Source organism: Corynebacterium sp. HMSC06C06, from assembly GCF_001807295.1.
In the GTDB taxonomy this organism is placed as follows: domain Bacteria; phylum Actinomycetota; class Actinomycetes; order Mycobacteriales; family Mycobacteriaceae; genus Corynebacterium; species Corynebacterium striatum.
In genome coordinates, this window is record NZ_KV788471.1 from 28,383 (window position 1) to 50,554 (window position 22,172).

General features: G+C 59.3%; 18 protein-coding genes. 11 read left to right on the forward strand and 7 right to left on the reverse strand.

Features of this window, described 5'->3' with window-relative positions:
* Positions 1 to 14 precede the first annotated feature (14 nt).
* On the reverse strand, positions 15 to 1,256 hold the full coding sequence (gene xseA, locus HMPREF3153_RS01710) for an exodeoxyribonuclease VII large subunit (RefSeq protein WP_070419852.1): 1,242 nt from the start codon (positions 1,254 to 1,256) through the stop codon (positions 15 to 17).
* Between the two features lie 526 nt (positions 1,257 to 1,782).
* On the opposite strand from xseA, the gene HMPREF3153_RS01715 reads away from it, so the two are divergent.
* A complete protein-coding gene (locus HMPREF3153_RS01715; RefSeq protein WP_005529931.1) occupies positions 1,783 to 2,754 on the forward strand; it encodes a 4-hydroxy-3-methylbut-2-enyl diphosphate reductase in 972 nt (323 codons plus the stop codon).
* A 106-nt stretch (positions 2,755 to 2,860) separates the two neighbouring features.
* On the opposite strand, the gene HMPREF3153_RS01720 is transcribed toward HMPREF3153_RS01715, so the two are convergent.
* The 3 genes from HMPREF3153_RS01720 to HMPREF3153_RS01730 form a co-directional block, all read right to left on the reverse strand.
* A complete protein-coding gene (locus tag HMPREF3153_RS01720; RefSeq protein ID WP_141276832.1) occupies positions 2,861 to 3,664 on the reverse strand; it encodes a DUF6542 domain-containing protein in 804 nt (267 codons plus the stop codon).
* 77 nt (positions 3,665 to 3,741) lie between these two features.
* Positions 3,742 to 4,815, reverse strand: coding sequence for a DNA recombination protein RmuC (locus tag HMPREF3153_RS01725; protein ID WP_049152258.1), 1,074 nt, complete (start codon positions 4,813 to 4,815; stop codon positions 3,742 to 3,744).
* Between the two features lie 36 nt (positions 4,816 to 4,851).
* The gene (locus HMPREF3153_RS01730; RefSeq protein WP_005529925.1) at positions 4,852 to 6,351 is read right to left on the reverse strand and encodes an AI-2E family transporter; all 1,500 of its coding nucleotides are present in this window, start codon (positions 6,349 to 6,351) and stop codon (positions 4,852 to 4,854) included.
* Between the two features lie 77 nt (positions 6,352 to 6,428).
* On the opposite strand from HMPREF3153_RS01730, the gene ychF reads away from it, so the two are divergent.
* Together ychF and HMPREF3153_RS01740 are read left to right on the forward strand one after the other, a co-directional pair.
* Positions 6,429 to 7,514 (forward strand): redox-regulated ATPase YchF, encoded by a 1,086-nt coding sequence (gene ychF / locus HMPREF3153_RS01735; protein WP_070419854.1) that lies wholly within the window; start codon positions 6,429 to 6,431, stop codon positions 7,512 to 7,514.
* 282 nt (positions 7,515 to 7,796) lie between these two features.
* Positions 7,797 to 8,705, forward strand: a complete 909-nt coding sequence (locus HMPREF3153_RS01740) for a cation diffusion facilitator family transporter (protein WP_005531810.1) — start codon at positions 7,797 to 7,799, stop codon at positions 8,703 to 8,705.
* Between the two features lie 58 nt (positions 8,706 to 8,763).
* On the opposite strand, the gene HMPREF3153_RS01745 is transcribed toward HMPREF3153_RS01740, so the two are convergent.
* Positions 8,764 to 10,311 (reverse strand): succinic semialdehyde dehydrogenase, encoded by a 1,548-nt coding sequence (locus tag HMPREF3153_RS01745; RefSeq protein ID WP_070419855.1) that lies wholly within the window; start codon positions 10,309 to 10,311, stop codon positions 8,764 to 8,766.
* A gap of 366 nt (positions 10,312 to 10,677) precedes the next feature.
* Here HMPREF3153_RS01745 and HMPREF3153_RS12960 point away from each other — a divergent pair, with 366 nt between their 5' ends.
* The 6 genes from HMPREF3153_RS12960 to HMPREF3153_RS01775 all read left to right on the forward strand — a co-directional run bounded on the left by HMPREF3153_RS12960 (position 10,678) and on the right by HMPREF3153_RS01775 (position 15,495).
* Positions 10,678 to 11,094, forward strand: coding sequence for a D-arabinono-1,4-lactone oxidase (locus tag HMPREF3153_RS12960; RefSeq protein ID WP_256364731.1), 417 nt, complete (start codon positions 10,678 to 10,680; stop codon positions 11,092 to 11,094).
* Complete coding sequence (locus HMPREF3153_RS01755) at positions 11,018 to 12,091, forward strand: GTP-binding protein (RefSeq protein ID WP_070419857.1); 1,074 nt, start codon at positions 11,018 to 11,020, stop codon at positions 12,089 to 12,091. Before HMPREF3153_RS12960 ends, HMPREF3153_RS01755 begins: the two co-directional genes overlap by 77 nt.
* A gap of 67 nt (positions 12,092 to 12,158) precedes the next feature.
* Complete coding sequence (locus tag HMPREF3153_RS01760) at positions 12,159 to 13,355, forward strand: MFS transporter (RefSeq protein WP_083280920.1); 1,197 nt, start codon at positions 12,159 to 12,161, stop codon at positions 13,353 to 13,355.
* 315 nt (positions 13,356 to 13,670) lie between these two features.
* Entirely contained in the window at positions 13,671 to 14,189 is a 519-nt protein-coding gene (locus HMPREF3153_RS01765; protein WP_070419859.1) for a calponin homology domain-containing protein, read from the forward strand.
* Positions 14,189 to 14,656: a hypothetical protein gene (locus tag HMPREF3153_RS01770; RefSeq protein WP_049145221.1), complete on the forward strand. Its 468-nt coding sequence runs from the start codon at positions 14,189 to 14,191 to the stop codon at positions 14,654 to 14,656. The genes HMPREF3153_RS01765 and HMPREF3153_RS01770 overlap by 1 nt, the downstream gene beginning before the upstream one ends.
* A 197-nt stretch (positions 14,657 to 14,853) precedes the next feature.
* Positions 14,854 to 15,495: a pentapeptide repeat-containing protein gene (locus HMPREF3153_RS01775; protein WP_049062652.1), complete on the forward strand. Its 642-nt coding sequence runs from the start codon at positions 14,854 to 14,856 to the stop codon at positions 15,493 to 15,495.
* Between the two features lie 139 nt (positions 15,496 to 15,634).
* On the opposite strand, the gene HMPREF3153_RS01780 is transcribed toward HMPREF3153_RS01775, so the two are convergent.
* Entirely contained in the window at positions 15,635 to 17,002 is a 1,368-nt protein-coding gene (locus HMPREF3153_RS01780; RefSeq protein WP_070419860.1) for a dicarboxylate/amino acid:cation symporter, read from the reverse strand.
* Positions 17,003 to 17,379: 377 nt separating this feature from the next.
* On the opposite strand from HMPREF3153_RS01780, the gene HMPREF3153_RS01785 reads away from it, so the two are divergent.
* Positions 17,380 to 17,595 carry a helix-turn-helix domain-containing protein gene (locus HMPREF3153_RS01785; protein WP_005531838.1) on the forward strand — a complete coding sequence of 72 codons (216 nt, stop codon included), beginning with the start codon at positions 17,380 to 17,382 and terminating at the stop codon, positions 17,593 to 17,595.
* A gap of 73 nt (positions 17,596 to 17,668) precedes the next feature.
* On the opposite strand, the gene HMPREF3153_RS01790 is transcribed toward HMPREF3153_RS01785, so the two are convergent.
* Entirely contained in the window at positions 17,669 to 18,742 is a 1,074-nt protein-coding gene (locus HMPREF3153_RS01790; RefSeq protein ID WP_070419861.1) for a lipoate-protein ligase small subunit, read from the reverse strand.
* A gap of 138 nt (positions 18,743 to 18,880) precedes the next feature.
* Between HMPREF3153_RS01790 and fdnG the strand changes: the two genes are divergently transcribed.
* Complete coding sequence (gene fdnG / locus HMPREF3153_RS01800) at positions 18,881 to 22,168, forward strand: formate dehydrogenase-N subunit alpha (RefSeq protein ID WP_246817145.1); 3,288 nt, start codon at positions 18,881 to 18,883, stop codon at positions 22,166 to 22,168.
* The last annotated feature ends 4 nt before the right edge of the window (positions 22,169 to 22,172 follow it).

The window sequence follows — 22,172 nt, forward strand, 5'->3', positions numbered from 1 at the left end:
CTATGGCTAGTTGCTTAGTCCGCGGGCTTAGCTGCCATGGCCGCTGCGGTGATGGAACCGTCACCAACCCTGATGCGCAGCTGCGATCCTGGAGGCGATTGCTCATAAGAAGTAACAACCTCAGGACCTGAGCCATCCCGGGGGACTACCTGCACGATTGAGTAACCGCGCTCCAAGGTGGCTGAGGGGCCAAGCGCCGAAACCTGCGCACGCAAGGCCGCGATGCGATTTTCTTCTTTATCCAGCAGGTAGTGGATGTCGCGATTCATCAATGCACGGGAACGCTCCAGCTCCTCACGGCGAGCATTGATCGGCGTCATTGGGTCTGCCAGAACTGGGCGGGAGCGAATGTTTTCCAGACCGCGTCTTTCCCGCTCAACCCAGCCGCGCAGGGCCGCTGCCATGCGGGAGCGTGCCTCATCGACCAAGGCGTACTCCTCGGCGACGGAAGGGACGACGCGCTTGGCGGCGTCGGTAGGCGTGGCGGCGCGCAAGTCTGCGATGTTGTCCAGCACTGGGTTGTCTGGCTCGTGCCCGATGGCTGAGACCACTGGGGTATGAGCGGATGCCACCGCACGCTGCAGGGCTTCCTCGGAGAAGGGGAGGAGGTCTTCTACCGATCCGCCACCACGCGCGATGATGATGACATCGACTTCTGGGTCAGCATCGAGAGTCTGGAGAGCGTCGATCACCTGCGGCACCGTATTGGCACCCTGCACCGCGGTGTTGATGACGTGGAATTGAACGGCCGGCCACCTGTCCTTGGCCACTGCCAAGACGTCGCGTTCGGCCGCAGAACCGCGCCCGGTAATCAGACCGACCTTGTGCGGAAGATAGGGAAGCGGCAGCTTGCGGGAAGGATCGAAAAGACCTTCCTTTGCAAGCTGCTGGCGCAGCATCTCAATGCGGGCCAAGAGATCACCCGCCCCAACGTGACGGATCTCAGTAGTCCACAGGGAGAACGAACCGCGTCCAGCGTAGAAAGCTGGCTTACCGTAGACCACTACTCGATCGCCATCTTTGAGCGGCGTGGGCATCTTCAGCACCATGTCCGTGGGGCAGGTTAATTGCACGGACTTTTCTTGTTCGACGTCGCGCAACGTCAGATAGGAAAGCTTCCATGAGCGTTTGACGTTTACCTGGGTCAGCTGGCCTTCTACCCAAAGAAAACCGAGACGCTCAATCCAGCCCTTGACTTGGTCATTGACCTTGCCAACGGGCCAGGGCGTCTCTGGGGAGTTTGCCGGTTGATTCACAAAGCAGCCTTTCTGCACAGCGTTGAATGCCTCATAGTCTATTGCCCTTGCCGGACACGTGACCGTCCGGGGCTGCGAGCTCGGGCGTATTTACCGGTCACGCCCTGTTGTGTGAAGTGCCCTGGGTTTTGTTCCTCGGCTTTTGCCTTGATTTCCATTGTTTCTTGACCGGGGTGATGTTCCCAAAAATTCGGCTTCGACTTCAGCCGGGCTGTTTGCTCGCGGCTAATGGCAATGCCCTAGTTTCCGACGTTTCGGGCCTGGTTCCGACGCGAACAAGCCGAAGCGGCCTTCAACAACTCATTAGTGTCCTGCAGCTGGTGATTCTCTCGTCGAGCGGCCTGCGTCCATTGCCTGCTGATCAAACTTCTTCGGCAAGTTCGAAGACTCGCCCGTCTACTCAAACAGAACAAAACCTGGGACACTTCAGTGCAGTACTCGTGCTGTACTCCTCACACTCTCTCGTAGCACGAGGATAAGCCACCCAATCTACTGTTGTCTACGACTTTTAGATACTCTGGAGGCCATGACTGAGACTGGCAAGAACGTTCTCCTGGCGGCACCGCGCGGCTACTGCGCTGGCGTCGATCGCGCAGTTGAGACAGTGGAGAAGGCGCTGGAGAAGTACGGCGCCCCAATTTATGTCCGCAAGCAGATCGTCCACAACCGCTACGTTGTGGAATCCCTGGCCAAGCGCGGCGTCATCTTCGTCGAAGAAGCCTCCGAAGCACCGGAGGGTGCACACCTGGTTTTCTCTGCTCACGGCATCGCTCCTGCCGTGCGTGCTGAGGCTGAGGGCCGTAAGCAGCTCACGCTCGATGCTACCTGCCCGCTGGTGACCAAGGTGCATAACGAGGCACGTCGTTTCCACCGTGACGGCTACCACATCCTGCTCGTGGGGCACGAGGGCCACGAGGAGGTCGAAGGTACCGCCGGTGAAGCACCTGAGGTAACGCACCTCGTTGATGGTGTAGAGGGCGTCGCCAAGCTGCCTGATTTCCTCCAAGAAGAAAAGCTCATCTGGCTGTCCCAGACCACGCTTTCGGTGGATGAGACCATCACCATCGTCAACCAGCTGCGCGAGCGTTTCCCGCACCTAGAGAACCCGCCTTCAGACGATATTTGCTACGCCACCCAGAACCGTCAGGAGTCGGTGAAGAATATCGCTCCGAAGTGCGATCTGATGATCGTCGTGGGCTCCAAGAACTCTTCTAACTCTGTGCGTCTCGTCGAGGTTGCCCTGGAGGCAGGCTCTAAGGCTTCCCACCTCGTTGACTTCGCGAGCGAGATTGATGAGGCATGGCTGGAAGGTGTGGAGACCGTAGGCGTTACCTGTGGCGCTTCCGTACCTGAGCTGCTTGTGCGCGAGGTCCTCGAGTTCCTCGACGAGCGCGGCTACTCCAACGTCGAGCAGGTTACGACGTCCACGGAGACCATTCAGTTCTCCCTGCCGCGTGAGCTGCGCCCAGCACGTACTGCACAAGGCGCTAAGGCTTAAGGCCGGAAACTTAGATACCGCGCTAAAGGCACTGAAAGACCCGACTTTCATCTCCAGTCAAGGAGGGGAGTCGGGTCTTTCTCTGTCTCTTGCTTCGCGGCAGAATCTAGTCCTCGTAGAGGTTCTCGTCGAGGGGAGAAGCTGGCTTGGCCTTGGGCTCTTTAGCAGGCTGCTTGTCGACGTCACCTGCGCGGCGCTGCGGATCCGGGCGACGCGGGGCGAAATCGGAGTCGTCGTATTCCGCCGAGCTAACGCTCGCAGCTCGCTCGCGAGCCTCGCGCTCGACTGCTTGCTGTCGCCGGCGCTCTTCGCGGTCCATTTCCCGGAGGCGTCCGGTGCGCTGACGAGCTGTTTCTTTCGCCTTCTTATCGCGGGCGATGAGTTCCGCAACGGAAAGTCGCTCATCACGATTGCGTCTTTCTGCCTTTTGTTGAGCGCGGCGGGCAACCTGGGCTTTGACGTTGCGTGACTTGGCATTGTTCTTGCCGTTCCACAGCCTAAACACGGCAAGGAGAGCACACAGAAGGAAGACGATGATCAGCCACGGAAAGCGCTGGAGGAATGGGAAAGCTGTGGTCAAAAGGGAGGTAGTGGAGAATGGGGAGGCCCCTTCCGGTGCCGCTTGCACGGCCAAAATCCACGATGTTGAAACAATGGCCACCGTAAACAGCAAGGGGATGCTGATCACCAAGAGATACAACCCGCGGGGGTTGACCAAGAAAGTCATGGCGAGTGCGCCGAGCGTGAAAACGGCGAAAAATGGCCAGCCGATCGAACCCACGACGATCGTGATGAGTGCTGCAACGATTAACGCAGCTACCAGACCAAAGAGGGCCTTGGGCAGCGTTAGCCCGTGCACGGCGGCAGATTCACGTCTGGCTCGGTGGTTTCGATTTTTGGCAAGTGACACGCCGGACGATTCTACAGGCTTTGCTGGCCCTTTCGGTATTTTCTTGGCCGAATGTGGCGAAATTAATTGCCTAATAGTTAATCTTCGAAACGCGGCCGACGTGGTTCGGCCTGTACCGGCTGGGGTTCCACGGGGCGTCGGTCGGTGCGCGCAGGAATTTCTAGCTCATACAAGCGGCGCGCGGTGACACCGACTCTAGAATCCAAGGAACCCAAACTCGAGTTGTAGGCTTCGACTGCCTTTTCCAGGCTGCGGCCGACCTTGTTGTAGTGCTCGTTGAGCGTGCCCAGCCTGGAGTAGAATTCGCTGCCAAGCCTCTGGACTTCCCTGGCCTTTTCGGAGAGGTCCTCGTGGCGCCAGCCCAGAGCAACAGTGCGTAAAAGTGCGAAGAGCGTGCTCGGGGTAGCGATGACAATGTTGCGCTCGAAGGCGAATTCCAAGAGCTCGGGGTCGACGCCCAGCGCGGCATCGAGGAAAGGATCCGCCGGTACAAAGAGCACCACGAACTCCGGCGTGGGAGAAAAGGCTTCGATGTAGTCGCGGTGGGCCAGCGCCTGGACATGATTGCGCAACAGATGCGCGTGGCGTCTTAAATAGCCCGCATGCTCTTCCGGGTCCTCGGTTTCAAGGGCATCAAGATAGGAAGAGAAGGGGACTTTGGCATCTACGATGACGCTGCGCCCACCCGCGAGGTGGATGACTAGGTCGGGGCGGACCGTGGTGCCTTGAATTCGGGCCGTGGCCTGCGTATTAAAGTCGACGTGCTTGAGCATGCCGCCGATTTCAACCACGCGCTCGAGCTGCATCTCTCCCCATCGGCCGCGCACGTTCGGCGAGCGTAGTGCGCCAACCAGCTTGTCGGTTCTGTCGGTTAGTTTCGTGGAGGTACGCGTCACAGCCTGGACCTGACTCGACAACGCTGCGAGTTCCGTGGCGCGGCTTTCCTCGAGCTCCTGCAGCTGGTAGCCCAACCTATCCATCGCCTTTTCCAGCGGGGCAAGCTCTGCCTGGCGGCGCTGTGATTCCTGGAGGGCGCGGTGTTCGGCAGAAGGCTGGGATGAGCTAGAGCTATATGCGCGTGCCAACCATCCGAGGATGGCTCCCAGGATGACGCCGAAAAACAACAAAAGCACGGGCAAGGCAGTAGACATGCTCACCACCCTTGCACGTGCTCAGGACATCCCGGTTTAATCCTTCTTGTCTGGATGCAACAAGTGTTCGAAACGGGACATTGCTCGCTGGACGCTACCTCGAACAACGTGGGCGCGGGCACCGCGCGATGCAGGGGCCTCCTCGTCACCGATGTTATTGGGCCGGGCATCCATGTTGACTGCGTCGTCGAGCCTGTCTCCCACGCCTTCGTGTGCAACGTCGGCAGGCGCCGCATTGGGGGCTTTGTGATCCGGCATTGTCAGCCACTCGGCGCGCTTATGTTCGCCCTGCTCCTGGGTGTAGCGACCGATGAGGAAGCCGGCGACGGTAGCAAAGTGCAGTTCTTCGGCTGTTTTCTCTCCGGATTTCAGCTTCATCATGTCTTGGAAATAGCGGTAGGCAACCGCGAACATGGCAGCGGCCGGTACCGCCAGGAATGCACCTACGAGATTGAAGAGTGCAGAACCCACGGTGACGGAGGTTAAGACCACCACTGGGTGTAGGTTCATGGCCTTGGACTGCAGCCATGGGGAAAGCACGTTTCCCTCAAGTTGCTGGACCACCAAGACCAGAAGAAGGACGAGCAACGCCTTCGTGACTCCCAGCGAGACCAGTGCAATCGTCACGGACAGGGCGCCGGCCACGATGGCGCCGACAAAAGGAATGAAGCCTGCGATAAACGTGATGATGGCCAATGTCAGCGCGAGCGGAACGCCAATAATCGCGAGGCCGATGCCGATGAAGACGGCATCTACTAGCGATACGAGAGCCTGCGCGCGGACGAAGCCGCCCAAGGTGTTCCAACCGCGGGTCAAAAGCTCGGTGAGGTGCCAGCCGGTGCGGCGCCCCGTGGCTTCGCGCAGCCAGGGCAGAAAGTGGTGGCCGTCCTTGAGGAAGAAGAACGTGAGGACCAGGACCACCATCAATGTGACAATCATGGAAGTGGCCTGGCCGATGCCGTTAAAGACGGAGCCGGCGATGGAGCCTGCCTGCTTCTGTGCCCACAGGGCGATCTCGTCGATGTAGGTTCCGATCTCATCCTCGTTAAGGTTCAACGGTGGCTGTTGTACCCACAAGCGAAGAGCCTGGATACCGTTTGCGGTCTGCAGATACAGCGTCTGTGATTGGCGCACAAAGTTAGGCGCAATGAAAAGGAAAAGCGCACCCAACCCGCTGAAGGAAACGAGGATAGTCAGTACAGCGGCAAGTGAACTCGGTACGTGATGGCGCCGTAGCCATCCTGCGACAGGTGCGAGCACAGTACAGATAATGAGTGCCAACAGAATCGGCAGGATGCCGCGCCAGAAGTTTCCAGCCATGCGGAATAGCGCATAGAGGAATACACAAATAACAAAAAGGCGCAGAGCCCACAGCGAGGTCGACTTGATGACCTCGCCGACGACGACGGAACGGTCGACCTGATCTCCCGGTGGGTGAGGGGAGACGTCGTCAAGCGATGTCGCGTCGACGGAACCATCGAAACGATCGCCAAGCCCAGCTTGGTCCAGATCAGACTTGTGTCCAGAAGGCGGCATGGATGATGAGGAAGGCGATTGAGAACTCACCCCACCATCTTGCCTGAAAAAAATCCGCGTGCGTTAGGATTGCCCCTGTGAGTCTTACACTTGGAATCGTCGGCCTGCCTAACGTTGGCAAGTCCACGCTGTTTAATGCCCTGACCCGTTCCGACATTTTGGCGGCCAACTACCCGTTCGCCACGATTGAGCCGAACGTTGGCCTCGTGGAGCTGCCGGATCATCGCCTTAACCGCTTGGCGGAGATCTTTAGCTCCGAGCGCATCCTGCCTGCGACCGTGTCCTTCGTGGACATCGCCGGCATCGTGGAAGGCGCGTCCAAGGGCGAGGGCATGGGCAACGCCTTCCTCGCTAACATCCGTGAGGCAGACGCGATCTGCCAGGTGGTTCGCGCTTTCTCTGATGACAATGTCATCCACGTTGATGGCAAGGTTGACCCAGCGCACGACATCTCTGTGATCAACACTGAGCTGATTCTGGCCGATCTGCAGACCATCGAGAAGGCTCTGCCGCGACTGGAGAAGGAAGCGCGCAAGAACAAGGATCTGGCTGAGACCGTTGAGGCCACCAAGAAGGCGCAGGAAATCCTAGAGGATGACCGTACCTTGTTCGCTGCTTCCAAGAACGGCGAAATCGACCTCGCTCTCGTGCGTGAGTTGCACTTGATGAATTCGAAGCCGTTCCTGTACGTCTTCAACTCTGATGAAGCAGTGCTTACCGACGACGCGAAGAAGGCCGAGCTCGCCGAGCTCGTTGCCCCAGCAGAGTGCGTGTTCCTTGATGCCCAGACTGAGACCGAGTTGCTTGAGCTCGACGAGGACGAAGCGATGGAGCTCCTCGAGTCCGTCGGCCAGACCGAGCCTGGCCTGGCAACTCTGGCTAAGGCAGGTTTTGCAACGCTCGGCCTGCAGACCTACCTGACTGCTGGTCCGAAGGAAGCCCGCGCTTGGACCATCAAGCAGGGTTCGGCTGCTCCGCAGGCTGCGGGGGTAATCCACACCGACTTTGAGAAGAAGTTCATCAAGGCCGAAATCGTTTCCTTTGATGACCTCGACGCCGCTGGCACCATGGCCGAGGCCCGCGCCGAGGGCAAGGTCCGCCAAGAGGGCAAGGACTACATCATGCAGGACGGCGACGTCTGCGACTTCAAGATTGGTGGCTAGCGCTCGCCTGAGATTAAAACTGTAGTCTCAGCATTGCTTGAGCCGCCGAGTTGTTGGCAACTCGGCGGCTTGCTAACCTAAAATTCCTGAAGGGGAGTAGCTCCTCCGCGGCCCCCATGGCGGCGGATGGATGGTCGACATACTGGTGCCTATGCGCCCGGCCACCCAGCTTGCGAAATTCGTGAGTGAGCGATACCTTCGGTCCGTAGCTCCTACGTTGACCGGTCCTCCCCAAACCGCATACGGATGGCCGTGTCACGCCGACTAACCGAAGGTATCTGTATGGCACTCCCTTCCGAGCAGCTCCTGCTTGAGCGTTTCATGAAGCTGTCCATCGCGACGGCTGTTCTCACCATTGTCTTAAAGGTCCTTGCGGCCATGCTTACTGGTTCCGTCGGCTTCCTGTCTGACGCTTTGGAATCCGGAGTCAACCTCGTTGCCGCAGTCGTGGGCTTCATCGCCCTTCGTATTGCCGCGAAGCCGGCTGACGCGAACCATCAATTCGGCCACGGCAAGGCCGAGTATGTTTCCGCGTTGGTAGAGGGTGCGATGATCTTTGTCGCCGCAGCACTCATCATTTATACCTCTGCATTGCGCTTGCTCAACCCCCAGCCCTTGGAACAGCCAGGCATTGGTCTGGCGCTTTCGACGCTAGCTTCGGTTCTTAATCTGGCTGTCGGTCTGGTGTTGCTGAAAGCGGGCAAGAAATATCGTTCGGCAACGCTTCGAGCCGACGGCCATCACGTGCTGACTGACGTGTGGACTTCTGTTGGCGTCCTCGTGGGCATCGCGCTGGTTGCCCTGACGGACTGGCTGTGGCTCGATCCGATCGTCGCTTTTGCAGTGGGCATCAATATCCTGTGGACCGGTTACAAGCTGCTCAAAGAATCCTTGAGTAGCCTGCTTTCCGAGTCCCTGCCCAAGGAAGAGCACGCTGAGCTTGATGCGCGACTTACTGAGCTTGAGGAAGAATTCGGCGTGTTGTTCACGTCGCGGCGTACCATCGCATCGGGCCGTCAGCGCTTGGTCTATCTCACCATGGACGTGCCTGGTGAGTGGACAGTTCTTGCGGCCCACGACATCGCGGATCGCATCGAGGACAACATCGACGAGCTTTTCCCAGGCGCCGAAGTGTTCATCCACGTCGAGCCCGCCGGCACGGTGCATCGCCGCATCTTGCGCATGCCTTAAGCGGGTTCACGCAGGCTAGCCAGAGCCGTACCGTTTTCCATAGCCCACAGGCATGCTGCTACAGGCGCAGCGCCTTCATGGCCGCCATGCCCGTGGTGATGAGCTTCTGGAAGCGCTGCGGCGGCAGTAGCTCCGAGGGCGCCAGCGGGTGCAGCTTTTGCTCGGCTACGGTGCGCTCATTTGCCCACAGGCGCATGCCGGTAATACCGTGGCGGTGATTGAGGCCGGACTCCTTTACGCCGCCACCCGGCGCGGCAATAGAACCATATGCTGCGGCAAAGCCCTCGTTGATATTGACCATGCCCGCTTCTAACTGGGAAGCAACCTCCCAGCCGTGGCGGGAGCTGCCCGACCACACTGAGGCGCATAGGCCGTAGTTCGTGTCATTTGCTGCGTGGATGGCAGCAGCATCAGAATCGACCTCGTACACAGCCAACACTGGGCCGAAGGTCTCGTTAGCGAAGAGCTCCATTTCCTGCGTTACCCCAGTGAGCACCGTGGGCTCAAAGAAAAACGGCCCGAGTTCCGGGCGATGCTTTCCGCCGTAGACAATGGTTGCGCCCTTGTCCACAGCGTCGCGCACATGGGCTTGGACGGTCTCGAGCTGCTTTTGCGAAGTCAGCGGGCCGATAGTTGCGGCATCGGAGAACGCCGCGCCCAGTCTCTGTTCGTCGAGGGCTTTCGTAAGCGCAACGAGGAAGTCCTCATAAATGTCCGTGTGCACGTAGGCACGTTCGGCGGACATGCACAGTTGACCCGAGGACGAGAAGGCCGTGCGCACGGCGCCGCGAGCGGTGGGCTCAAGGGGGGCGTCGTCAAGCACCAGCATTGGATTCTTACCGCCGAGCTCCAACATTGTGGGGATGAGACGTCCGGCCGCCTGGGCAGCAATGGACTTGCCCACCTTGGTGGAACCAGTAAAGGAAAGACCGTCGACGAGGGGGACCAAGGCGTCGCCCACCTCCGCGCCGTTGCCCGGTACTAGCTGCCAGGCAGCCTCCGGAAGGCCGGCCTCAATCGCCAGCCGGCGGACCAAGATTGCCGTCAGCGTGGTCTGGGAATCAGGCTTGTGAACCACAGAGTTGCCAGCAGAAAGCGCCGCCAGCACGTCGCCCACGCCCAAGGAAAGCGGATAGTTCCACGGGGAGATGAGCCCCACGACACCCAGTGGGTAGTGCTGGGTGCGCGTCTTGGTGAGCACCGGCAACGCGCCGGGATGTCGCTCCGGACCAAAGGCCTTGCGTATGTTCACGCCATAAAAGCGCGCGCAGTTATAGAGATCCATCACCTCGTCGTAGGCGTGCGAGCGGGACTTGCCGTTCTCAGCCTGAATGAGGTCGAGGATGAGCTCTTCATGTTTCCGGATTAGGTCGTGGAGCTTGAGCAGTATGCGCCCGCGATTGCCCTGGCCTACCCCGGCCCGTGCGGTGGTGACGGCAGCGGCGACGTCCTTGGGCGTGGCCGTGGGGAAGGAGAAAAGCTCTTCGCCTGTAAACGGCATGAGTGCTGTGTGTTGAGCGCCGGAACCACGCACGTCGCCTACCGGGTTGGTGGCCAGGAAATCAGAGACGCGCGGCGGGAGATGAGCACTAGTGAAGGTTTTCATGGAGTCTATAGTGCCAGAAATTGATTGTGATATGTATCGCAATCATGGTGCGAGTGTGAGTAGCATTACTTTATGGCAACGCTTTCAAGAATTCCGAGCCCGCAGCTCCGGGAAACTATCGCGCCACTCGTCAGGGCCGGCGAGGCGGCTGCCCCTCTTGGTGTCATTGACATTGCCGCTTTCGACTTCAACGCGGAACAAATGGTGACGCGTGCGGGTGGGCTTCCCATCTGCGTGGCGTCAAAGTCGGACCGCGGCGCTCACTCAGCCGCACTCCCGCGAAGTCGACCACTGGCGGATGGACCTGAAGCGGTGCGAGAAATCCGACGTTTAATTGATGCACAGGGCTGACAGATTGCTTTCCCGCTGGAGCTACGCACCACGGCACCTGACGACGTCGCGCTGTCTACCGCCAACGGCCACGAGTCGATGTACATCGCGTTCCACGTCCCGCGTTTCAAAAACCCATACGAATACTTGCCAAAGGTGGAGTCCATTCTGAAGGCCGCCGGCGGCCGCCCACACTGGGGCAAGATGAACACCTTGACGCGGGCAGACTTCTCCGCGCTGTATCCGCGCTTCGACGAGTTCTGTGCCCTGTGTGAGGAACTGGACCCGCAGTGGCGCTTTGGTTCTGATTACATGCGGAGGGTTTTCGGTTGGAGCGTAGTTGTCTCCGTAAATGAAAATGATTATCATTTGCGGAATGACTACACCCGTGACTGTTCTTTCTGGATTCCTGGGCAGCGGCAAAACCACCGTGCTCAATCACCTGCTGGCTAACCGACAAGGCCGCAAGCTAGCCGTCATCGTCAACGACTTCTCCGAGGTCAACATCGATGCGGCGCTCGTTGCAGGGGAGGGCCACCTCGAACGCGGCGAAGATCGTTTCGTGGAGCTGTCCAACGGCTGCATCTGTTGCACCCTGCGTGAGGACCTCATCGACTCGGTTGCGCGCCTTGCAGGGTCAGGCAAATATGACCAGATCATCATTGAGTCGACCGGCATCTCCGAGCCGATGCCGGTTGCCGCCACTTTTGAGTGGGAATTCGAAGACGGCTTCAAGCTGCAGGACTACGCGAACATCGACACGATGGTCTCCCTCGTCGACGCTTCGACCTTCTTAGACCAGCTACGTCGCGGCCGCAGCCTTGTCTCACAGGGAATCGAAGCGACTCCGGAAGATGACCGGACCATCGCGGACCTTTTAGTGGACCAGGTTGAGTTCGCCGACCTTATCTTGATTACCAAGACCGATCTCGTCGACGCGGAGGAGACCGAGCGGGTCATCGCTACCGTCAAGGCTATGAACCGCCGCGCCAAGGTGGTGCCGGTGACCAACGGCGTCATCGCCACCGAGCTCATCCTCGATGCCGCCCTTTATAACCCCGCTACCGCCGCGACCTATCACGGCTATGCTGAGGAACTGGCCAATCCACACACACCGGAGACTGAGGAGTACGGGATTTCTTCCGTCGTCTTTCGCTCCGATAGGCCGTTCAATCGTGAGCGACTGCTCAAGGCGCTGCGCGCGAGTACCGGGCTGGTTCGCTCCAAGGGGTATTGCTGGATCGACACGGATCTGCGCGTTGCCCACGCCTGGCAGCAGGCAGGGCCAAACCTGCAGATTCAGCCGGCCTCACTGTGGGCCTCCAACGGAGTGACGCCGGGCTCTGAGATCGTGCTCATCGGTGTGGAGTTCAACGCGGAGGAGACGCTGCGCAACTTTGAGGACGCAGTGCTTTCCGACGCCGAGGTAGCCGCTCTGCTGCCCAGCTAGCGCCATGCGCTGATTAAGGGTCTGATACCGTTTTAGGGTTCGTTTTAACTCCATATTTGTCAAGAAGGTGTTTCCTACGTCCGCTGAGCAGAAACTCATCACCCCAACATTCGCCTTTGCATGGCTGGTTAATTTTGCCCAATTCATGGTCTTTTACCTGTTGGTGACGATCATGGCTTTGTATGCGGTGCAACAGTTTGGTGCATCAGACACAGCGGGCGGCTTTGCCTCCAGCTCCTTCGTGGTCGGTGCGACCATTGCGCGACTGTTCTCGGGATATCTGGTAGATGCGGCAGGACGTAAAAAGTCCCTCTTGGTCTCGTTGGTTCTCGTGACCGTGGCATGTGCCGCGTATTTTGTTGCGCACTCGTTGGCGCTGCTTATCGTCGTGCGCATCATTCATGGCCTGGGGTATGCGGTGGCGTCGACTGCCGTCATGGCCGTGGCGCAGTCCGTCATTCCTGAACATCGCCGTGCTGAGGGTACGGGCTACTTTGCCTTGGGAACTACCCTTGCCACCGCTTTTGGCCCGGCGGCAGGACTGGCTATCGTCGGTGCGAGTGGCTACAACACCATCTTCGTTGTGGTGCTCAGCCTCACGGTATGTGCCGTGGCTTTGGCACTGGCACTCAAGATTCCTACGCAGGAGCGCCCCAGCGTGACCTTTAGCCTGGCCAACATCGTCCACCCGGCGGTCGCGCCCTTTGGCTTCTTCATGCTTCTCATCGGCGTTGCTTATGCAGGCATCATCACGTACCTCAACGCTTATGCTGACGCGTCCGACCTGGCGACGGGCGCCAGCTTCTTCTTCATTGCCTATGCGATTGTCAGCCTCGCGATGCGCTTTGTCTTGGGCCGTGTCCAGGATCGCCACGGCGATAACGTCATCTTCTACGGTGCACTCGCTTCGTTCATGATTGGTCTCGTGGTACTTGCTATCGCAGTAGCTGACTGGGAGGTCGTCATCGCGGGTGCTTTGGTTGGCTTGGGCTATGGCTCCATCATGCCGGCGGCGCAAGCGGTGGCCGTGCGCCTCGTGGCTCCGCACGAGATGGGCGCGGGTATTTCGACGCTCTTCTTACTCCTCGACATCGGAATCGGCTTTGGCCCCGTGGTCTTGGGCATGCTGATTTCTGCGCTGGGCTACTCCGCTATGTATTGGGTGCTTGCCGCAACCGTGGCCTTGGCGACGGTGCTGTACTACTTCGTGCATGGTCGGCGCGCATACGGCGAAACAGTGCACGTTACGGCTGCCACTGCTTAGCTCCTCGGTCTGTGGCTGGCGCAACTCAGCCATTTCTTAGCGACCTGCGCAGCGTGAAACTTCAGTGCGGAAACTCCTGGGGCGGATGTCACAGTAATTGCTTACACTAGGCGGCACATGGTCAACGACTTTGCAGTTATACGTGACAGGAGACTGCCATGGAAAAGCCCGATACTTTCAATTTCGCCCCGCTGGTCGGAGTGGCGCTAGCAAAGCCGCGTCCGCTCAAGCTCAAGATTCGCAGCCGCAAAAAAGCTACCGCATCTGGAGGCGCATACCCTAGACATCGCGTCTTTCGAGGGAGCACAGTTGCAGATGACGGTGAGAGAGCTCATCGACTTCGCTCCTGCCGAACATGGCATCATCATCGATGGCAAACGCCTTTCCGCGCAAGAGGTGGATGAGCTGCGTCCCCAGGCCCGCACTCAACTTGAATCCGCGCGTCAGTGGGTCGAAGAAAAATACGGCGTTGCTCCTGCCGCGCCTGTTAATTACCAAGAGGGGCCTTACGACGGCCCCATCGACGCCGACCTGCCAGAGTTCGTACTGCGTGCATGCGGCGAAATCTACGAGGTCAGCGGGGAACTGCCAGCAAGCAAACGTGCAGAATTCTTGGATGCCCGTTATCGCAAAGACGATCCCCGTGGAGCGTGGCTCTCGCTGCACGGTAAGGCAGGACCTAACGGTTTTGTCCTCAGACCTAACTTTGCTTACCGCCCGGCGTGGTCGGTACAACCTAGCCCGCAGCAGTGGGTGGCCGACATAGAGACTTTCCCGCGCACCGCGGAATGGATTCCCGATTGGCTCGTGATTCAACTCCAGGAGGCACAGTAATGACTTTCGTTGACACTATCGACTGGGCGAGCCATGACCCGGAAGCCGTATTCTTCGATGCATCGCGTGTCCGTGACACTGCCGAAAGAGTTGAGGCACTCACGGCGATGCTTGAGTTCGGTTGGGCACCGCCAATCAAGCTGCTGCCGGAGCTGGCGGACAACCCAGAGCTCTGCGCGCAGGACGCCCCAGTCATTGAAAAGCTCATCGCTGCAGGCGCCGATCCCAACGCTGTCAATCGCTTTGGCGAAACCGTCTGGGTTCATTTGGTTCGCTCCCTAGCGTCGGATGAGGAGCAGTGGCCGGTGTACCAAGCGTTGCTGACTGTTGAGCCGGACCTTCAGATCAGCGCACGAAGCCTGTTCAATCCACTGCTCAACCAGCGCCACTTTGGCCTCCTAGCCTTGTTGCGCCCTTATCTTCCTGCACAATCGATCAGCGTCCCAGTCGATCCTGCGACTTTGTGAGCCTCCGCGTCGCTGCAGTTGCACTGCTGGTTAGCGCAGCATTGGCGGGCCACGTGGGTGCCACACAGGTGTGGAATACGTAACTTCGCCCGCACAATCGGGGCACGTTCGTGGTTGCCGGAGTTGGTGCTGCGTAAGCTTGCGCCTATAGAACGCAACGCGTAAATGAATAAAACACGACCCAAAGGAAGTAAGCAGTGACTCGCCGGATCGTCCAAGCGCCCCAACTATCTTCATTGCACCTGGAAGTGCGGGAAGGCCTGGGACTGGACGCGAGGGGAGTGTTTGAAAACGAGTGGTTCTCCGGCGAGTTTGAGCGCAACCTTCAAGGGATGTCACTGACTGGGTGCATGGTTGCTGATTCCTCACTCGACGGAATCGACCTTTCCTCATCGACTTTCACCGAGTGCGAGCTGACCGGCCTCGATGCGCCGGGATGGAGGATGGCGCGCACCGTGCTTCGCGACGTCGAGGTGGCTGATTCCCGCTTTGGCGCTGCAGACTTCGCCGAAGCGGACCTCTTTTCGGTGAAGTTCAGTGGGTGCAAATTCGCCTGGACTAACCATTCTGGTGGAACATTGCGGGATGTCCTCTTTGAAGACTGCGTATTCGACGAAGTCGATTTGTCCCAGGCGCAGGCCCAACGCGTGGCCTTCCGGGGCTGCCGCGCGCGGACCCTGCGGGTGGATGCGGCGCGGATGAAAGACGTGGACTTCCGCGGCCTCGACTTCGACGCTATCTCTGGTGTGGGCTCCCTCAAAGGCGCGGTACTCACTAACACACAGGCCATCCACCTGGCACCTGCCATGGCGGCCTTTCTGGGGGCGATCGTCGACTAGCGTACAGCCCACCGCCGACCGCCGCCGACCGAGTCCGACCGGTGCCGACCGAGTCCGACCGGCACCGAGAGTAACCGCAGCAAAACGAAGAAGACACCCCACTTGGTGAGGTGTCTTCCTGCGTTAATGCCTAAGTTTCTTAGGCGTTGACGGACTCGCGATCCTTGGTTTCCATGAGGTCGGAGACGCCGTTCTCGGCAGCGTCCCAGACTTTTTGGTCCTGGATGCCTGCGCGCTTGGCCACGATGGTGGCGCACAGTGCTTGGCCCGTGACGTTGACTGCAGTGCGGCCCATGTCGATGATTGGCTCGATTGCCAGCAGCAGACCAACGCCGGCGAGCGGCAGACCCAGGGTGGACAGGGTCAGCGTGAGCATGACGGTTGCACCGGTGGTGCCCGCGGTAGCAGCAGAGCCGATGACGGAGACGAAGATGATGAGTAGGTACTGCGTCAGAGTCAGGTCAATGTTGTAGAACTGAGCGATGAAGATGGCGGCGATAGCAGGGTAGACCGAGGCGCAGCCATCCATCTTTGTGGTAGCACCCAGCGGGATGGCGAAGGAAGCGTACTCGCGCGGAACGCCCATGGCCTGCTCGGTGTAGCGCTCAGTCACCGGCATAACACCCATGGAGGAGCGGGTAACAAAGCCCAGGGAGAACACTGGCCAGACGCGCTTGTAAAAGCCCATGACCGGAATCTTGTTGAAGGTAAGAACTGCTGGGTAAACCACGCCGATGACGAGTGCGAGGCCCACGTACATCGCGAGCACGAACTTGCCCAGGGAGCCCAGCGCGTCCCAGCCGTAGGTGGCCACTGCCTTACCGATGAGGGCTGCGGTACCAATCGGAGCCAGGCGGATGATCCACCACAGGACTACCTGGATGACCTTGAGGAAGGACTCGGTAAAGCGCAGGAATGGGTCGGCAGCCTTGCCGGCCTTCACTGCAGCAATACCCAGTGCCAAGGAGATGACGAGCAGCTGGAGTGCGCCGAAGCCCAAGGACACTTCGCCGTCGTCAAAGGAGGCCTTCAGGCCGATGAAGTTGGACGGCACAAGCTGCTGCAGGAACGCAGTCCAGGAGCCGATGTGGGAAGGCTCGGCTGCGCTGGCGGCATCCACGGTGGTGCCCACGCCCGGCTTCATCACGAGTGCGACGAGGATGCCCGTGATAACGGAGAAGAAAGCGGTGATGGCAAACCACACCAGGGTAGAGATAGCCAGCGAGGCGGCGTTGGCCACCTTGCGCAGGTTAGCCACGGAGGTCACCACTGCCGCGAAGATGAGCGGCGGGACCATCACCTTGAGTAGCTGGACATAAGCGCTGCCCACGCCGGTGAGGGTCTGGGTGAGCCAGGAGCCCTTCTCATCGTCGGCAGGCAGACCAGCGTCCATGCCGGATGCAATGAAACCCAAGATGAGGCCGATGATAAGGCCCGCGATAACCTGCGCGCCGAAGCCGGTTGTCCAGCCTGGCAGCTTGCGCGATTGCGTTGTTTGTTGAGACACGAAAATTCCTTTTACTACGAACTTGTGAGAGTTCGGCGTTGTAGACAACTTTGTACGTATTTGAACTGTCTAGTCCATCAATTATGAACTGATCGGTTCACTAATGACCTCAACACTGTACGGTGATTATAAATTCCCGTGCAACTATTGTGGGCTCGGACTCATGGTTGGGGCGCCCGGGGCATGCAAGGGGCGCTCCGTCAACCTTCGGGCCGCGTGGTGGTGCGGGTGATTTGAAAGGGAAATATCCTTCCGAAAACTTGCTGGAGCGAGGGGAATATCGGGAGAAACGGGTAAATCGGAAAAATACTTCCTGTTTTGTGGTTTCGAGGCTATTTTAGAGTTTGAAAAGCGTAAAAGGGAAGGATATTTCCGATATGAATCGCATCGATGGCTGGTTGTCTGAACTCGGAACCGCACTGCGGGAAAGCCGAAAGGCGTATCAATTGACTCAGGAAGAATTGGGCGAGTTGGTGGGAGTGAGCGACAGAACGGTCCGAGATGTGGAGCTGGGGACCGGAAAAGCCAGCTTTTCCACCGTGTTAGAACTGCTCAGCGCGGTGGGGCTGCGTGTTGAGGTCGTGAACGCATGACGACTAATGCCGCTGAGCGGGAACTGCGATTTCGCCGGGCTGCTTTTGAACTCTGAGAAGAGCCGCGAAAGAATTACGGAATTCGCTTCGTCCACTCCTCGGTGGAGTACTTCTCGGAAACGAGGCGCTCGGCCTCGGCAAGGGTGGCGTCGGAAAGCGTGGCGTCCTTGGCGCCGTAGCGAGTGGCGAACTCGCGGGCCATGGTCTCGATGATCTCCTCGCGCGCCACGCCGGTCTGGCGGCGCAGCGGATCCACGCGCTTCTTGGCGCTGGCCAGGCCCTTGGAGGAGACCTTTACCTTGCCGATGCGCAGCACTTCCATCATCTTGTCCGCGTCGATGTTGTAGCTCATCGTGGTGTGGTGGAGCACTGCGCCCGCGCGACGCTTCTGCGCAGCGCCGCCGATTTTGCCGCCGTCGGAGGTGATGTCGTTGATCGGCACGTACCAAGCGTTCACACCGTGCTTGGCCAGTGCAGCAAGCACCCACTGGTCGAGGTAGGCATAAGAAGCCTCGTAGGAGTAGCCGGCCACCAGGGACTCCGGGGCGTAAATGGAGTACGTGATGCAGTTGCCGCCCTCCATGAACATCGCGCCACCACCGGACATGCGGCGGACCGGGGTGATGCTATGCTTGTCGACGCCCTCCTGGTCCAGCTCGTTGGCATAGGACTGGTAGGAGCCGAACACGACCGCTTTATCGTCCCACTCCCAGAAACGCAGCGTCGGACCACGTTTGCCCTCAGCCACCTCGTTGAGGATGACCTCGTCGAGCGCCACGTTCACCGGGGTAGGCAGCACGCCCGGCTGGAGAATCTCCCATTGGTGGTCCGTGAAGTCGGTGCCGCCTGAGAGCGCACGCTTAACAGCTACGGCCAGATCGTGTGTGGAAAAGCCGTGGAGGGCCACAGGATGCTCCGCCTTAATCTTGGCGAGTGCGGCATCGAGCCGCGCGGTGATCTCTTGCGTGGAATCAGAAACCTTGGAGCCCTCCAGCGTGGGGCCGAGAGCCTCGAAGGCCTCTTCCGGCTCAAGGAAGAAATCACCCGAGACCTGCGCCGACGAGATAGTGCCGTCGTTGACCTCGATGTCTACGACAAGGAGCTTGCCGCCCGGGACTTTGAGTTCGAAATGCGTTGGGTTATCCATACTTTTGTCAACACGCGAAGCGCCCGCTTTGTTCCGCGTGGTGGCTAAGCAAGCCGGGCCCAGCCGGGGACGTACGAAAGTTGCTACTTAGGTACACCTTTCTAGCTTTAGAGGCTAGGTAGCACTAACTTTGACTGTATGTCTAAATTTAGTCCTCTCAACTGGCCAGTAGTGCGCCAGGTGCGTTCCAAGGACGCCTTCGGCAGGGACTTGAGCACCCAGTCGAAGAAGAGCAAAGAGCTCCACGGCAGGACCGTTGAGGCGGATCGCGTCGTGCAATCTGTGTGTCCTTATTGCGCAGTGGGCTGTTCCCAGCGCGTTTATGTCAAGGACAACAAAGTCATTCAGGTCGAAGGCGACCCAGATTCCCCAATCTCGCGCGGCCGACTGTGCCCCAAGGGCTCTGCTTCCGAGCAGCTGATCAACTCTGCGACGCGCCTGACCAAGATCAAGTACCGTGCGCCGTACTCCTCGGAGTGGGAGTACCTCGATACCGAGACCGCCATGGACATGATTGCCGATCGCTTTGTGGCATCCCGCAAAGCGCACTGGCAGGACACCGACGAAGAGGGCCGTACCCTCAACCGCACCATGGGCATCGCTGGCCTGGGCGGTGCGACCTTGGACAACGAAGAGAACTACCTGATTAAGAAGCTGTTTACCGCCACGGGCGCGATACAGGTCGAAAATCAGGCTCGTATTTGACACTCTGCCACTGTTCCCAGTTTGGGAACTTCGTTTGGCCGCGGCGGCGCGACCCAACCGCTGCAGGATATGGCGAATGCGGACTGCATCGTCATTGAGGGTTCTAACATGGCCGAGTGCCACCCAGTGGGCTTCCAGTGGGTAGTCGAGGCCAAGAAGCGCGGCGCGCGCATCATCCACGTGGATCCGCGCTACACCCGTACTTCGGCTTTCGCGAACCGCCACATCGGCATTCGCGGCGGTACTGACGTGGTCCTGCTCGGCGCGATCATCAAGTACATGCTCGACAACGAGCTTTACTTCCACGATTACGTGGTCTCGTACACCAACGCCTCCTCTATCATTTCCCCTGATTACCAGGACACGGAGGACTTGGATGGCTTGTTCTCTGGCTATGATCCAGAGACCGGCAAGTACGTCACCGACTCGTGGCAGTATGTCCGTAAGCCGGAGGGTTCTTCGTGGAACGTGGAGAAAGACGAGACTCTGCAGCACCCGAACTCGGTGTTCCAGATTCTCAAGCGTCACTACTCCCGTTACACCCCGGAGATGGTGGAGGAGACCTGCGGTATCTCGCAGGAGGACTTCTTCTACCTGGCTAACTCCATCGCGGATAACTCCAAGCCGGATCGCACCACGTGCTTCGCATATGCACTGGGCTTTACCCAGCACACCCTGGGCGCACAGTTCATCCGTACCGCTGCGATCCTGCAGCTGCTGATGGGCAACGTCGGCCGTCCGGGTTCGGGCATCATGGCGCTGCGTGGACACGCGTCCATCCAAGGCTCAACCGATATCCCGACTTTGTTCAACTCGCTGCCGGGCTACCTGCCGATGCCACACGTGGCTCTGCAGAACTGGAAGCAGTACGTGGACAGCTTCCGTAAGGAAGACCAGAAGGGCTTCTGGCAGATCGGTGAGAACTACGCCGTCTCCCTCATGAAGTCCTACTGGGGCGATGCTGCGACCAAGGACAACGAGTGGGGCTACAACCTCATGCCACGCATCTCTGGTGCGCACTCCACCTATGAGACGCTCATGGCCATGCTCGAGCACGAGGTTGAGGGCTACATTGTCTTTGGCCAGAACCCAGCAGTGGCGCAGTCCAACGGCGGTATGCAGCGCCGTGGCCTGGCTGCGCTGAAGTGGCTTGTAGTCCGTGACTTCCAAGAGATTGAGACTGCGTCCTTCTGGAAGGATTCGCCGGAGATTAAGAACGGCGAACTCAAGACCGAGGACATCGGCACCGAGGTCTTCCTCATGCCGGCTGCTACCCACGTGGAAAAGGCGGGCACCTTCACCCAGACGCAACGCATGCTGCAGTGGCGTTTTCAGGCGGTCACCCCGCCGGGTGAGGCCACAAGCGACCTGTGGTTCTTCTACCAGCTGGGTAAGAAGATCAAGGAGCGCCTGGCTGACTCGACCGATCCGCGCGATCTGCCGGTACAGAAGATCACCTGGGACTACCCAGAAAACGCGGAAGGCGAGCCGGATTCCGAGGAGATCCTGAAGGAAATCAACGGCTATTACCTCGACGGACCGAAGAAGGGCCAGCTGTTGCCGGCCTTCGTCGAGATGAAGAACGACGGCACCACCTCCGGCGGCTGCTGGATTTACACGGGCGTATTCAAGGACGGCATCAACCATGCCGCCAAGAAGGTCCCGGGTTCCGAGCAAAACGAAGTCGCTCTGGAGTGGGGCTGGGCATGGCCGGCCAACCGCCGCCTCCTGTACAACCGTGCTTCCGCCCGCCCAGACGGCACTCCGTGGTCGGAGTGCAAGAAGTACATCTGGTGGGATGAGGCCAAGGCCGCGTGGGTCGGCGACGACGTCCCTGACTTCCCAGTCAACAAGGCGCCGGACTATCGCGCGCCTGTCGACGCCGTCGGTCCTGCAGCGCTCGATGGTGATGACCCATTCATCATGCAGGCTGATGGCCTGGGCTGGCTGTTTGCGCCGAAGGGGCTTTCCGACGGCCCGTTGCCAACGCACTACGAGCCGCATGAGTCCCCAGTGCACAACCTGCTCTACAAGCAGCAGCAGTCGCCGACGCGTCTGACCATTAAGCGTCCTGACAACCTGTCGCGTCCTGAGCCAGGGGAGCCTGGTGCAGAGGTCTTCCCGTTCGTGTTCTCCACGTATCGTCTGACCGAGATGTACACCTCCGGTGCTATGTCGCGCCGCCTGCCTTACTTGGCAGAGCTGCAACCGGGCTTGTTCTGCGAGGTTTCCAAGGAGCTCGCGCAGCTGCGTGGTCTGACCAACGGCGATTGGGCGACCATCGTCTCGCCGCGTGGCGTCATCGAAGCACAGGTGCTGGTCACCGGCCGTGTGCAGAAAATGAAGATCAACGGCGAGGACTTCCACCAGATTGGTATCCCGTACCACTACGGCGAGTCTGAGACCACGCCGGTAGCTGGCGACGGCGCCAACGACCTGTTGGGTCTGACCCTTGAGCCGAACGTGTGGATCCAGAACTCCAAGATTGGTGCTTGCGATATCCGTCCGGGTCGTCGTCCGCGCGGACATGCCCGCATCGAGCTTCTCAAGGAATACCAAGAGAAGGCGCACCTCGACCTGGAGTCCGGTAACCAGCTTGTCGACGTCGACGATGCTTTCACGCTGAATCCCGAAGACAAGGGTGCTAATTCCAAGGACGAAAACACCGGCGCTGATGACACCGCCGGCAACGTAGCCGACTATGAAGGCAAAGAAGGGTAGGTGA

Coding starts and splice junctions, on each gene's coding strand:
- HMPREF3153_RS01745 (WP_070419855.1), bottom strand. CDS start 10,311: ATGAAAACCTTCACTAGTGCTCATCTCCCGCCGCGCGTCTCTGATTTC.
- HMPREF3153_RS01715 (WP_005529931.1), top strand. CDS start 1,783: ATGACTGAGACTGGCAAGAACGTTCTCCTGGCGGCACCGCGCGGCTAC.
- HMPREF3153_RS01730 (WP_005529925.1), bottom strand. CDS start 6,351: ATGCCGCCTTCTGGACACAAGTCTGATCTGGACCAAGCTGGGCTTGGC.
- HMPREF3153_RS01785 (WP_005531838.1), top strand. CDS start 17,380: ATGAATCGCATCGATGGCTGGTTGTCTGAACTCGGAACCGCACTGCGG.
- HMPREF3153_RS01765 (WP_070419859.1), top strand. CDS start 13,671: ATGACGGTGAGAGAGCTCATCGACTTCGCTCCTGCCGAACATGGCATC.
- HMPREF3153_RS01790 (WP_070419861.1), bottom strand. CDS start 18,742: ATGGATAACCCAACGCATTTCGAACTCAAAGTCCCGGGCGGCAAGCTC.
- HMPREF3153_RS01725 (WP_049152258.1), bottom strand. CDS start 4,815: ATGTCTACTGCCTTGCCCGTGCTTTTGTTGTTTTTCGGCGTCATCCTG.
- HMPREF3153_RS01770 (WP_049145221.1), top strand. CDS start 14,189: ATGACTTTCGTTGACACTATCGACTGGGCGAGCCATGACCCGGAAGCC.
- HMPREF3153_RS01755 (WP_070419857.1), top strand. CDS start 11,018: ATGACTACACCCGTGACTGTTCTTTCTGGATTCCTGGGCAGCGGCAAA.
- HMPREF3153_RS01740 (WP_005531810.1), top strand. CDS start 7,797: ATGGCACTCCCTTCCGAGCAGCTCCTGCTTGAGCGTTTCATGAAGCTG.